The following is a 13249-nucleotide window of genomic DNA, read 5'->3' on the forward strand; positions in this document are numbered from 1 at the left end:
TCAACGCACCGCGCTTGGCCGCGCCGGTCCGGCGCCTTTTTTGCGCTCGTCGACCAGCGACAATTTCACATCCGGCACCCGGTCGCCCTGCAACTGCACGCTGAACGTCATCAGCTCATCGCGCCGGAAGGCATGCACCGCGACCGTGTCACCCACCTTGTAGCGCGACAGCAGCGCATCCAGATTGGACGGGTTGCCCGACACGCGCAAGCCCTCCACCGCCACCAGGATATCGCCCGCCGACAGGCCGGCCTGATGGGCGGCGCCGTCTTCGTGCACCTGGGTCAGTTTGCAGTCGCCGCCATCGCGGCCGGTGCCCACGTCGAAGGCCGGTTTGGCGCTCTTGCGCGCGTCCTCGATCTTGACGCCGAACGGCGCATACAGCCTGGCCAGCGGCAGGTCGGCCGTGCCGCGCACGTATTTGTCGAACAGGGGCTTGAGTTTCAGGCCGCTGATCTCGTCGAACAGCGCTTCGACCTCGGCCTCGGTCACGCCGCGCCCCACGCTCGGATAAAAATCGCGGCCGTAGCGCTGCCACAGCGCCAGCATCACATCGTCGAGCGACTTCTTGCCCCCAGTTTTGGCGCGGATGGTCAGGTCGAAGGCCAGCGCGATCAGCGAGCCTTTGCCGTAGTAGCTGACGATGGCGTTGGGCGCGTTCTCGTCCTGGCGGTAGTATTTGCCCCAGGCGTCGAAACTGGAATCGGCCACGCTTTGCTTGGTGCGTCCGCTGCCGCGCAGCACGCCGCTGACGGCTTTGCCGAGCAGCTTGAGGTAAGCCGCTTCGCCGATGATGCCGCTGCGGACCAGCATCAGGTCATCGTAGTAGCTGGTGAAGCCCTCGAACAGCCAAAGCAGCGGCGTGTAGGTTTCGTTCTGCAGGTCGTACGGCGCAAACGCGGCCGGCTTGATGCGCTTGACGTTCCAGGTATGGAAATACTCGTGGCTGCACAAGCCCAGAAACTTGAGGTAGCCTTCGCCGATGTCGGCCGTGCGCGGTGCCGCGATGCTCGGCAAATCGGCGCGCGCACAAATGAGCGCGGTCGATGCGCGGTGTTCCAGGCCGCCGTAGCCGTCGCCCACGGCCAGCGTGAGAAAGACGTAGCGGTCCATCGGCGCGCGCCGGGTGCGCGGCTCGAAAAAGGCGATCTGGGTTTCGCAGATGGCTTTCAGGTCGGCCTGCAGGCGCGCCATGTCCAGGTTGGGCACGCGCCCCGAAACGACGATGTCGTGCGCGATGCCGTGCGCCTTGAAGGTGGCCAGCGCGAAGTCGCCCATTTCGACCGGATGGTCGATCAGTTCATCGTAGCCGCCGGCGACGTAGGTGCCGAAGCCGTAGCGCTTGGCGCCCAGTTCGGGCAGCGAGGTGGCCACGCGCCAGGTCTTGGCGGCGGCGTCGGGCGGACGCTGGATGTCGACTTCGTGCGCAGTTTGTTCCTGCCCCAGCACGCGCAGGTACACGCTGGTGCCGTTGAAGAAGCCGTGGGTCTGGTCCAGGTGCGCGGCGCGCACCGACAGGTCCCAGGCATAGACTTCGTACTGCACGGTCAGCGCGCCGGCCACCGGGGCGGCCTGCCAGGAATGCTTGTCGAGCTTTGTCAGCGCGACCGGCTTGCCGTTCGATTCGGCGCGGATCTGGACGATATTGCGCGAAAATTCGCGGATCATGTAGCTGCCCGGGATCCACGCCGGAAGGGCAAACACCTGGCCATCCGGCGCCGGCGCAGCGACGCTGACGGTCACGTCGAACAGGTGCGCGCCCAGGTCTTTGGGAACAATGGCGTACTTGATAGCCGCCGGCTTCTTGGATGTCGGTTTTTTCATGATCAGTGGGTAGTTCGTGGAGATGGACCAGCGCAGGCTGTCAACCTTACGCGAGTGTACTTGTTTTTAACAGGTCCGCGACGGTATCGACGTCCGAAAAAATGCCCGGATCGTCGACCGCGACAACACTCACCGGTTGCGCATTGAGGATGGCGCGTGCGCCCTGGTCGCCCCGCAGCGCCAGCAGCGCGTCGAGGTGGACGCGGCCAAAGCCGACCGGGTTGCCGCGCTGGCCGGCGTGCACCGGCACCGCGATCGGCGCGCCCTGCTCCAGCGCGGCGCGCAGCGCCAGCATGGTGGAGGGGCGGACATGCGGCATGTCGCCCAGCGCGATCAGCCACGATGGGGCCTCGGGCAGCGAATGGCGGATCGCGTGCACCAGCGAGGCGGCCATGCCGCTGTCGGCATCCGGACACACCGTGACGATGCAGCCGAGCGCGCGCAGGCAGTCGCCCACGCCGCCGTCGCCGGGCCGCACCACAGCGATCACTTTGTCGACAGAGGAGAGCAGAACACGGGCGCTGGCGGCGACCAGCAGCTCGCCGCCAGGCAAAGGCTGGAGCAGCTTGCTCGCTGCGCCAGTCGGATCGAAACGACGCCCCCTGCCGGCGGCCAGCAAAATGCCGACAGGGGTCATTCCAGCATGCGCGGTCAAGCCGCCTTCAGGTCGAACGGCAGCTTGCGCAGCCGCTTGCCCGTCAGCGTGAACAGCGCATTGGCAAACGCCGGCGCCAGCGGCGGCAGGCCAGGTTCGCCCATGCCGGTCGGCGCATCGCTGGAGGCCACCGTGTAGACGTCCACCTGCGGCATGTCGGTCATGCGCGCCACGGTGTAGTCGCTGAAGTTCTGCTGTTGGACCACGCCATCCTTGAGCGTAATCGCCGCACCCGGCAAGGTGGTACCAAGCGCCATCAGCACCGCGCCCTGCACCTGCGCTTCGATCGTGAGCGGATTGACGACCTGGTTGCAGTGGATGCCGGCGGTGACCTTATGCAGCTTGGGTACGCCCTTCACGACCGACGCTTCGACCACATACGCGACCACCGAGCCGAACGACTCGTGCAGCGCCACGCCCCATGCGCGGCCCTTGGCCAGCTTGCGCTTGCCGTAGCCGGATTTTTCGACCGCCAGGTCGAGCGCGGCCAGGTGGCGCGTGTGCTTCTCGCCCATCAGCTTTTTGCGGTAGGCCACCGGGTCCATCTTGGCCACGTGCGCGGCTTCGTCGACCAGGGTTTCCATCACAAAGGCTGTGTGGGTCGAGCCGACGGAACGCCACCACAGCACCGGCACGTTGGCCTTGGCATTGTGGACGGTCAGCTTCATGGGCACCTCGTACGGCGCGCCCATGCCTTCGACCATGGTGGCATCGACGCCATTCTTGATCATGGCCGGCTCGAACGGCGTGCCACTGATGATCGACTGGCCGACGATGGCGTGATCCCAGGCCAGGATATTGCCCTTGGCATCGAGGCCGATATCGGCGCGGTGCACGTGCGACGGACGGTAGTAGCCGCCCTTGATGTCGTCTTCGCGGCTCCAGATCACTTTCAACGGACCGCTCTTGCCGGCCGCCTTGTAGGCCTTGGCGACATTGACCGCTTCGACCAGGTAGTCCGAGGTCGGCACCGCGCGCCGGCCAAAGCCGCCGCCCGCCATCATGGTGTTGAGCGTTACCTGCCCGGTCTTCAGCCCCGCGGTGGCGGCGATGGCGGCCTGGTCGACCGTCTGCATCTGGGTACCGGCCCACACGGTGCAGCTGTCGGCCTTGAGGTCGATGACGCAGTTGAGCGGCTCCATCGGCGCGTGCGCCAGGTACGGGAACTCGTAGACGGCCGAAATTTTCTTCGGCGCGCCCGCCAGCTTGCTCACGTCCGCCTGTCTGGCGACAGTACCGGCCTTTTTGGCCAGCGCCTTGAACTCGGCCATCTGCTTGCTGGTCGTGACCTTCTCGACCGCGCTGGTATCCCAGTCGATCAGCAGCGCCTCGCGGCCCTGCCTGGCGGGCCAGTAGCCGTCGGCGATCACCGCCACGCCACGCCCACCGCGGTCAAGCGCGATTTCCAGTACCTCGATCACGCCCTTGATCGCGCGCGCCTTGGCGGCGTCCAGCTTGGCGACCCTGGCGCCGAACACCGGCGGGCGCGCCACCACGGCCACCTTGGCGTCAAGCAGGGTGAAGTCGATCCCGAACTGCTGCTTGCCGCTCGACTTGGCCAGCGCGTCGAGGCGCTTGACCGGTTTGCCGATGAAGCGGAAATCCTTGGCATCCTTGAGCACCACCGTGGCCGGCATCGGCTGCTTCATGGCCGCATCCGCGAGCGAGCCGTAGCTGGCTTTGCGTCCGTCCGGATGCATCACAAAACCGCTGGCGGTGCTGAGCTGCGCAGGATTGACCTTCCACTGTTCGGCGGCGGCGGCGACCAGCATGGCGCGCGCCTTGGCGCCGATTTCGCGGTACTGCATGAACGAGTGCGCGATGGTGCCCGAGCCGCCGGTGATCTGCATGCCGAACGCCGGGTCCTTGAAGACGTCGCCGGCGGGCGCCAGTTCGCCGCGCATCTGCGCCCAGTCGGCGTCGAGTTCCTCGGCGATCAGCATCGGCAGCGCGGTGTGCACGCCCTGGCCGAATTCGAGCCGGTTGACCATCACCGTGACGCTGTTGTCCGGCGCGATGCGCAGGAACGCGTTGGGCGCGTACACCGGCTTGGCGGCGGCATCGGCCGCGCGCGCAAACTTGTTCGCATCCGGCATGAAGAAGCCCAGCACCAGGCCACTGGTGGCCACCGCGCCGGCTTTCATGAAACTGCGGCGCGACATGCCGCCGTCAAGCGGGCGTGTCAACGCCGCCTGGTTAATCCATTCTGTACGCATGCGGCTCTCCTCAGGCTAACGTGGTGGCCGCATCCTTGATGGCTGCGCGGATGCGTTGATAGGTACCGCAGCGGCAGATATTGCCGCTCATGGCGCCGTCGATGTCGGCGTCGGTCGGCTTCTTGTTGGTGCGCAGCAGGGCCGTGGCGCTCATCACCTGGCCGCTCTGGCAGTAGCCGCATTGCGGCACGTCGTGGCGCACCCAGGCATCCTGTACGGCCTTGCCGACCGGGTCGGCCTCCATCGCTTCGATGGTGGTGATTTTTTGGCCGGCGGCGGCCGAAATCGGCGTGATGCAGGAGCGGATCGCGTCGCCGTTCAGGTGCACCGTGCAGGCGCCGCACAAGGCTGCGCCGCAGCCGAATTTGGTGCCCGTCATGTTCAGGTTATCGCGCAACGCCCACAAGATGGGGGTGGCAGGATCGGCATCGACCTGCATCTCGCGGCCGTTGATATTCAAAGTAACCATCTGTAACTCCCTCTTGGTGGTGCTGCGCTTTGGACTGCTGTTTTATTCTGCTTTATTTTTTCGCGACGGCGGCGGGCGCCGCTGCCGCCACCGCGGCCACCGGCTTGGCCGGCTTGCCTGGAGTGCCCAGGCTGGTGAATTTGGCTTCCAGGCCCTTGGTATCGATCGCGCCCGGAATGCGGCTGCCATCGGCGAAAAAGATCGCCGGCGTGCCTTCGATGCGCAGCTTGCGACCGAGTTCGAAGACCTTCTCGTTCGGGCTGGCGCAGGTGGCGGCGGCCGCCGGCGCAGCCTTGTTGTCCAACATCCAGTCATCCCAAGCCTTGTTGCGGTCGGGCGCGCACCAGATGTTCTTGGACTTGACCGAGGAATCCTCGGACAGGATGTTGTACATGAAGGTGTACACCGTCACGTTGTCGATTTCCTTGAGCGTGGTCTGGCGGAAGCGCTTGCAGTAGCCGCAGTTCGGGTCCTCGAAGATGGCCATCATGCGCTTGCCGTCGCCCTTGACCAGCTTGAGCGCGTGCTCGAACGGCAGGTCGGCGAACTTGATCATGTTGATCTGTTCGACGCGCTCCTTGGTCAGGTTGCGCTGCGTTTTCGTGTTGACCACCTGGCCGAAGATCAGGAACTCGCCCTGCTTGTCGGTGTAGATGATGTCGCCGTGCGCGCGGATTTCGTACAGGCCGCTGTAGGGCGTCTTCTTGATCGACTCGATTTTCACGCCCTTGCCCAGCTTGGGCTCGACGCGCTTGCGGATGGTTTCTTCCACGCTCGGCTTGGCGCCCGCGGCGCCGGCGAACAAGCCCGTCAGGACGAGCAGCGCGATTTTTTTGTTTAACATGATGATCTCCGATTCATTAACAGCGCTACTTGCCCATGGCGTGCGACATCAGTCGACGCTTGAGAACAGGCAACTTATCCAGCAAGTTTAATCCCAAATTGCGCGCGATGCGAACGGGCTCCAGATTGGTGCCGAACAGGCGCGCCAGGCCGTCCGTGGCGACCTGCATCAGCAGGATGTCTTCCTTGCGCGCGCGGGCGTAGCGCGCCAGCACGCGCTCGTCGCCGATGGCGCGCTGCGGCTCGCGCGCGGCGATGGTCTTGAGCAGGCCGGCGACATCGGCAAAGCCCAAGTTCATGCCGTGCCCGGCCAGCGGATGGACCACGTGGGCGGCGTCGCCCACCAGCGCCACGCGCGGCGCGACGATGGCGTGCGGGCGGATCAGCGCCAGCGGCAAGTCCTTGACCGCCTCCGGTTGCAGCGGCTTGAGTTCGCCCAGCTTGTCGCCGGCCAGCACGGCCAGGCGCACGGCCAGTTCGCCCAGGCTTTCATTCATCAGGGTGTCGGCCAGCGCATCGGGCGCGGACCAGACCAGCGAGACGCGCTTGCCGGGCAGCGGCAGCAGCGCCACGATGCCCTCTTCGCCGGTGAACCACTGGTGCGCCACGCCGTGGTGCGGCTTGTCGCAGGAAAAATTGGCCACCACCGCGCGCTGGTGGTAGGCGCGGTAATCGACGCCGATATCGCACTGGCCGCGCACCCACGACTGGCCGCCGTCGGCGCCCACCACCAGGGCGCTGGCGATGGCGCTGCCGTCGTCGAGGCGCACGCTGGCGCCGTCGGCTTCCAGCGCCAGGCTCACGGCGCGGCCCTGGACGATGGTGACGTTGGCGGCGAACCTGAGCGCGGCGTCCAGCGCCTGGTTCAGGTTGCGGTCTTCGACGATCCAGGCCAGCGCGCCGACGTGGGCGCCGAAGGCATCGAACGCCAGGTCGCCCGGGCGCGCGCCATCGCCATTGACGGCCATGGTGTCGACCGCGGCCACCCGGTCCATGTCGAGCGCACCCCAGACCTTGAGCGAGGACAGCAGTCCGTGGGCGGTGTGGTTAAGCGCGTAGACGCGCACATCCCAGGCTGGTTCGCCGGTGGCGGCCGGGGTGATTGAAGCCGATGGCGGGACCAGCACGGTGACGCTGTGACCGGCCTGGGCGAAGCCGAGGGCGGCGGTCTTGGCGATGGCGCCGTTGCCAACGATACACACCGCGCTCTGATGGCGCGCGGAAGAAGAATTTGGACTAGTCATATAGAGCATTATAGCGGCTGGCAACAAGACAGTTTTCGGCCCGGTCAGAGGATTTGTCGAGAAAGTTGTCGGTCGGACTTGCAAAGCGCGGACCGGGTGTCTATAATCATGCCTCTTGGCCTGGTAGCTCAGTCGGTAGAGCAGAGGATTGAAAATCCTTGTGTCGGTGGTTCGATTCCGCCCCGGGCCACCAAGAATGCATTTTCGCCGCCTGTGGGTGGCGTTTTTGTTTATTGAAGTTGCCCCTCAGCGGGCAAATGTTGTAGATGTACTTGGCCTGGTAGCTCAGTCGGTAGAGCAGAGGATTGAAAATCCTTGTGTCGGTGGTTCGATTCCGCCCCGGGCCACCAAGAACATCGTTCACGCAATGCCCACTCATAGAAGTGGGCGTTGTCGTTTCTGGGCTTCGCAGTCCTCGTATCCGGTCTATTGCCGGTCTCGACCGCACATGTCAAGGTGGACAGCAATAAATTTGTTGCGCCTCCTGACTTCCTCGCATCACGGTGAACCGGCGGTAACAGCGGTGCTACAATGGTTCGCATCAGAGAGGTCATCATGCCCAAGCACAGTACGCTAAAGTCATCCCATACAGGTCAATTCCAGGCGAAACGGTCTTCCACCGAAGATCTGACGACCTTTCGAACGGTAATTGCCACGCTCAAAAATCATCCAGAACAACTGCGAAGCGTCGTCGTGAAGGCTGGAATCACCACGGCTTCCGGTAACCTGAAAAAAGTCTATAAGAGCTGATGATCTACGGATCACGCTACGAGCTGCTTCCAAGTTTCCTTATCGGCTTCCACGGCACCGACGTGAAGACGGCCGAGAAAATCTTGTCTGGTAAAGGTCATCTCTCGTCAAGCGAGAATGATTATGACTGGCTCGGTCATGGGATTTATTTTTGGGAATACAGCCCCTTACGGGCGTACCAGTTCGTCCAAGAAAAGTTCAAATGGCAAGGCCGCAACGAAAAGGTGGCTGTAGTCGGCGCTATCATCGATCCGGGACTTTGCCTGAATTTACTCGATGCGAAGGGCCTTGGCTACCTCGAAGCCGGCTATGACGCGCTGCTGACTGAGCGCGGCGGCGAGGAATTTCTGCCGAAAAACGGTGATGGCAAGGAATTGTGGGACCGCAAGTTGGACTGTGCAGTCATTAACATGGTGCATGAACTCCGAGCGCTTACTCAATCCGATGACTGGCAAGACGAAAACCCTGGCACAACGCCGCTGCAATCGTACGATACTGTGCGCGGAGCCTTTTGGGAAGGCGGTCCGATCTACCCAGGTGCGCGCATCGAGAAGAAGAATCATGTGCAAATTTGCGTGAGAAACCCAGAGAGTATTATTGGTTACTTTAGGCCCATCCAAGACAGCTGATGAGCCGACTAGGCCGGACTACGACCGCATTCTTGAAAATCCTTGTGTCGGTGGTTCGATTCCGCCCCGGGCCACCAAGAACAAACGAAAAGTCCTTGTGTCCCCTCCATCTCCGGCTTTTCACATGCTGCACCATCCCCTCAACCAGCGCTTGAAACTGGTGAGATGTCCGTCACACGTTGCATGTTAAACAATCAATGCCTTGCCTTTCCTTGAACGTCGATAACGCCGGTCGATCGCATCGAGGTTGGGCATCTCTGATGGATAGCTCAGGCGCCTCAATTCCCTACCGTCATAATTTTTGCATTCTGCCTGTAGTACAAGGGGAGCGCGTCGTACTCGCAGCCGGCCTTTTTAATGAGCGCCTTTGAAAACAACCCCCGCTCGAGGATGCAGCACCCCGCGATCGACCGCGGCCGCCAGGGCGGCGACGTTGACGTATTCCGCCATGCCAGGGTGGCGGCGGGTTTTCGACGTGTCCACTTTTACCGCTATGGCCCCGATTCCTTGCTCCCGTCAAATGTCCGTTAAAATGAAACATGAAAAATATCGTCGCCGCCCCCGTGGCCAACTTCATTGACTTGCTGCTTGACGCTGTCTGCATGGTCGACGCCGGCGGACGTTTCGTGTTTGTCAGCGCCGCCTGCGAACGCATCTTCGGCTATACCCAACAGGAAATGATCGGCAAGCTCATGATCGATCTTGTCGCGCCGGCCGACCGTGAGCGCACGCTGGCTACGGCGCGCAACATCATGAACGGCGAATCCCATACCCATTTCGAAAACCGCTACCTGCGCAAGGACGGGAGCATCGCCCATATCATGTGGTCGGCGCGCTGGTCCGAGCCTGATCAGTTGCGCATGGCGGTCGCGCGCGATGTAACGCTCCTGAAGCAGGCCCAGGCGCTGCAGGCGGTGCTCTACGCCATTTCCGAGGCGGCGCAGGCAAGCGACGACTTGGTGGACCTGTTTCAGCGCAGCCACGCGATCATCGGCGACCTGCTGCCCGCCTCCGGTTTTGGCGTGGCCCTGCTCGACACGGCCGGCCAGCACTTGGACTTTGCCTACTACGTCGACGGCGGCATGCCGTCCAATGCGTCCTTGACGCGCGTGCTGTGCGAGGAAGTGGTTCGACGCGCAGCGCCGCTGCTGCTGCAGTCCGGGAGCGGTGAAGCACTGCCGGCACAGTTGCAGGCAGCGACGAACAGCATGACAGGCGGCGCACTAGCGGTGCCACTGAAGACTCCCGAGGGCATCGTCGGCGTTATCGTACTGTGCACGGGAACCGAGGGCGCCAGCTACATGGCCCACGACCGCGACCTGCTGCTGTTCGTGGCGGACCAGCTCGCCGCCGCCATCCAGCGCAAGCGCTTGCATGCGCAAATGCATTTCATGGCCATGTACGACGAACTCACCCGCCTGCCGAACCGGCGCCTGCTCTACGACCGGCTCGACACCGCCCTCGCCCGCGCTCGACGTCAGCAGGAGGGGTTGTCCTTGCTGTTCATCGACCTGAACCGGTTCAAACTGGTCAACGACAGCTACGGCCACGCATGTGGCGACCTGTTGCTGCGGCAGGTCGCGCGCCGCATCGCTTTCTGCCTGCGCGACACCGATACGCTGGCGCGCCTGGGCGGTGATGAATTCGTCGTCCTGCTGGAAAATAGCGCCCTGTCCACGAATGCGGGGCTGGTCGTGGATAAAATCCATCTGGCGCTGGCGGCGCCGGTCGACCTTGGCGAAGGCATCCAGCTGCAGGTTTCCGTCAGCATCGGCATTGCGCATTATCCCGAGCATGGCGACAATCGGCAGGCCCTCATGTCCCACGCGGATGAGAGGATGTATGCCGCCAAGGCGGTCGCGGCGGGGCGGGATCAGAGGATTGAAAATCCTTGTGTCGGTGCTTCAATTCCGCCCCGGGCCACCAAGAATAAATAAAACGCCACCTTCGGGTGGCGTTTTTGTTTCCAGTATCCCTAGCCCGCGGCTCCGGCCGATCCCCCCTGCCCCGCCCGGCACTGTCGGATTGCGTCAGCACTGACAACATGGCAAGCGTTCAAGAGCCCACGTCGGGTCTGGCAAGCAAGCACAGGGATCATTCCAAGGACGCCAGCACCTTTGGAAATGTGGGCAGCTTCATGTCGGCCGATTTGCGTTGAAACTGGAGCGCCGGATTACTTGCGATAGACGCGAACGTAGTCCACCTGCATCCGGTTCGGGAATGCGGTGGATCCATCCGGGCTGCCAGGCCAGTTGCCGCCGACGGCCAGGTTAAACAGGAGGAAGTACGGCGCATGGAACTCCGAGGTACCGTTGATGCCGCCTGCGATATTGACTTCGTGGAACTTGCTACCGTCCACATACCAGCGGATCGCCGAGGCATCCCACTCCACGGCATACACGTGGTACTGCGAGAAGTCCAGGTTGCCCGATGGGCCGCCATAATTGGCATACGCGTTGTTCTGATCCGACCAGTGGATGGTGCCATGGGTGACCGCTTCAGAATTGATGTGCTCCATGATGTCGATTTCACCACTTGCGGGCCAGCCCGCACTGGTGATCGAATTACCCAGCATCCAGAAAGCCGGCCACGTGCCTTTGCCGGTCGGGATTTTCATGCGCGCTTCGATCCGGCCGTACTGCCAGCTGGCCTTGTTCTGGGTGGTAATACGGCCCGAGGTGTACTGCTTGCCCATATAGGCTTCCTTGCGCGCCTCGATCACCAGTTCGCCGCCGGTGACACGGATGTTCTCCGGACGTGCGGTGTAGTACTGCAGCTCGTTGTTGCCGCCGCCATCTCCGTTGACCTCGATGTTCCACTTCGCGGTGTCCAATGAGGTGCCGTTGAACTCATCCGCCCAGGCCAGCGTCCAGTCGCCAGGTGGTGGGGTGCTGCCGCAACTTGCGCCGGCGATACTGATCCAGTTCAGGTTAAAGCCCGCGCTGCTGATGAAGGTGCCGAGGTTGTACGTACCGGCATTCACGTTAATCGTGCGCTGCACCGTGGTCCAGCTCTGCCAGCCGCCCGTTGCGGGAACCGCCGTGTTGCCCAGCGGGATCGTGCCTCCGTTAAGGTCGGCCGACATCACGCCGCCTGCGGAAGGGGCCGCAACACGGTACGCGATGGTATAGGCGCCGCTGGTAGGGAAGGTGACGTTGTTGTGTGCCAACCATTCGCCGTTGGCAGTCCAGCCAACGTTAAAACCGCCGCCGGTATCGCTGGTCGCTTCAATATCGACGTTATCGGTGCGGTATTGGTTACCTGTATTGCCCGCAGTGGTGTCAAACGCGTTGGAATAATTTTCAGCCTGTAGCATGCAGATGGCGGCGCTGGCACTGCCGATGGCGGACCTGGTGCCAGCCATGGTGCCTTTGGCACTCGCGGCGTCGGGGCCCTCGTGCGCTGTGTTGTCGCCACATCCTGCGATGGTGCCTGCAGTCAATAATGATGCCAGCAAGACGTTAATCGTCTTCATCTTCATGTTGAAAGTCTCCAAAGTTATAGTTGGGGTTGTACGTGCGGGCTACCACCGCTTCCAGCCGAAGTCGTCATCAACAACGATGGTAATGGAAGCGTTTCCACCAAATTAAGTATCCAGCACATTTGGCATATTGTCAAAACCCTTACAAGCCTGACCTCAGTTTCGGCCCGCTTGTGTCGGGTTTACGCCAAAGAGTTGCTTCGCGTCTTTAAGCGGTCCGCCCGGCAAATATTGCCGGGCAGCTTGAGACCTGCTCACGAGTGCGTGGGGCCAGACAGCGGGGAATGCGCCAGGATGCCTGCCCGATCCGCTTTATTGTTTCCAGTCAGCATCGCGATGGCTGTAGCAGCCTCCGTTCTTGTTTTTGGGCAGTGCCATTTTATCGGCGCTGAGATTCGTGACGCCGGGGGTATCGGCGCGCCGTCAATCACCTGTTGTTCGGGCCGCCGGCAACCAGGAAGCAGGCTGCGTCCCATCGGGCAGGTATACTGCCCGCGGCGGCCGTTTGCGGCCGCCTGCCCGCTGAAACGCTTGCCATCACCTGAGGCTTCAATACCATGCGCACTTTTTCATACTGGCTATGCTTCGGGCTCCTCGTCCCTTCCTATACTGTCGGCCCCGTTTTAGCCTTGCTGCAACTGGCTGGAATTTCACCTCCTGGCGCGCAACTGTTTGGGCTCTTCTCGCCGTTCAGCTCGCTCATCCCCGGCGCACTTGCGTACTTCCTGCCGAGCATCGTGACCTGGCTGCTGTTTCTCGTGATGCTTGCCCTTGTGGCGCGGCGCATATGGCTTTGTTACGCTCGCGGGGAGCGCGTACCGGCGTCGTATGCCGGCCTGACTCAAGTGCTTGGCTATGTTGGCACCGTGTCCGTCATTATCGCGGCCATTGTGCTGGTGCTTGCCATCGTGTTGAAAGCCGGATCTGGCGTTCCCGCAGGCATGGCGCTGATACCCGCCATGTTCTGCATACCGTGGGCATTTTTTCTCACGGAGCTGTTCAGCTTCCGCAAGCGCACGATGTAAGAAACGGAAAAGAAGCGGAACGCCGCCCTCGGTTGGCATTGTCACCGATCGCGCTCATCGCGCCGCGTCCCCGTACGACGAGGGCCAGGCGGCGGCGCTGAACATCCCGCTCG

Annotated in this window: 10 protein-coding genes and 2 tRNA genes; 5 read left to right on the forward strand and 7 right to left on the reverse strand. The window is 62.7% G+C overall.

Annotation, left to right across the window (positions count from 1 at the left end; genetic code table 11):
* The 6 genes from PO883_RS18820 to PO883_RS18845 are packed head-to-tail and all read right to left on the reverse strand — an operon-like array spanning position 1 to position 7251.
* Positions 1 to 1824: a M61 family metallopeptidase gene (locus tag PO883_RS18820; RefSeq protein ID WP_289311116.1), complete on the reverse strand. Its 1824-nt coding sequence runs from the start codon at positions 1822 to 1824 to the stop codon at positions 1 to 3.
* A gap of 46 nt (positions 1825 to 1870) precedes the next feature.
* Positions 1871 to 2461: a nucleotidyltransferase family protein gene (locus tag PO883_RS18825; protein WP_289311117.1), complete on the reverse strand. Its 591-nt coding sequence runs from the start codon at positions 2459 to 2461 to the stop codon at positions 1871 to 1873.
* Positions 2462 to 2475: 14 nt separating this feature from the next.
* Complete coding sequence (locus PO883_RS18830; RefSeq protein ID WP_289311118.1) at positions 2476 to 4695, reverse strand: xanthine dehydrogenase family protein molybdopterin-binding subunit; 2220 nt, start codon at positions 4693 to 4695, stop codon at positions 2476 to 2478.
* 10 nt (positions 4696 to 4705) lie between these two features.
* Positions 4706 to 5164 carry a (2Fe-2S)-binding protein gene (locus PO883_RS18835; RefSeq protein ID WP_099874104.1) on the reverse strand — a complete coding sequence of 153 codons (459 nt, stop codon included), beginning with the start codon at positions 5162 to 5164 and terminating at the stop codon, positions 4706 to 4708.
* Between the two features lie 52 nt (positions 5165 to 5216).
* Positions 5217 to 6008: a DsbC family protein gene (locus tag PO883_RS18840; RefSeq protein WP_289311119.1), complete on the reverse strand. Its 792-nt coding sequence runs from the start codon at positions 6006 to 6008 to the stop codon at positions 5217 to 5219.
* A gap of 25 nt (positions 6009 to 6033) precedes the next feature.
* Positions 6034 to 7251: an FAD-dependent monooxygenase gene (locus tag PO883_RS18845; RefSeq protein WP_289311120.1), complete on the reverse strand. Its 1218-nt coding sequence runs from the start codon at positions 7249 to 7251 to the stop codon at positions 6034 to 6036.
* A 117-nt stretch (positions 7252 to 7368) separates the two neighbouring features.
* Here PO883_RS18845 and PO883_RS18850 point away from each other — a divergent pair.
* The 4 genes from PO883_RS18850 to PO883_RS18865 all read left to right on the forward strand — a co-directional run bounded on the left by PO883_RS18850 (position 7369) and on the right by PO883_RS18865 (position 10567).
* Positions 7369 to 7444 (forward strand) — tRNA-Phe (locus PO883_RS18850).
* Positions 7445 to 7525: 81 nt separating this feature from the next.
* Positions 7526 to 7601: transfer RNA gene (locus PO883_RS18855), tRNA-Phe, on the forward strand.
* A gap of 399 nt (positions 7602 to 8000) precedes the next feature.
* Positions 8001 to 8630, forward strand: coding sequence for a hypothetical protein (locus PO883_RS18860; RefSeq protein WP_289311121.1), 630 nt, complete (start codon positions 8001 to 8003; stop codon positions 8628 to 8630).
* A gap of 539 nt (positions 8631 to 9169) precedes the next feature.
* Complete coding sequence (locus PO883_RS18865; protein WP_289311122.1) at positions 9170 to 10567, forward strand: GGDEF domain-containing protein; 1398 nt, start codon at positions 9170 to 9172, stop codon at positions 10565 to 10567.
* Positions 10568 to 10803: 236 nt separating this feature from the next.
* Here the strand turns inward: PO883_RS18865 and PO883_RS18870 are convergent, their stop codons facing one another.
* Positions 10804 to 12111 carry a carbohydrate-binding protein gene (locus PO883_RS18870; protein WP_289311123.1) on the reverse strand — a complete coding sequence of 436 codons (1308 nt, stop codon included), beginning with the start codon at positions 12109 to 12111 and terminating at the stop codon, positions 10804 to 10806.
* 557 nt (positions 12112 to 12668) lie between these two features.
* Here PO883_RS18870 and PO883_RS18875 point away from each other — a divergent pair.
* A complete protein-coding gene (locus PO883_RS18875) occupies positions 12669 to 13136 on the forward strand; it encodes a hypothetical protein (protein ID WP_289311124.1) in 468 nt (155 codons plus the stop codon).
* The last annotated feature ends 113 nt before the right edge of the window (positions 13137 to 13249 follow it).

It is taken from the genome of Massilia sp. DJPM01 (genome assembly GCF_030348125.1).
GTDB lineage: Bacteria > Pseudomonadota > Gammaproteobacteria > Burkholderiales > Burkholderiaceae_D > Telluria_A > Telluria_A frigida.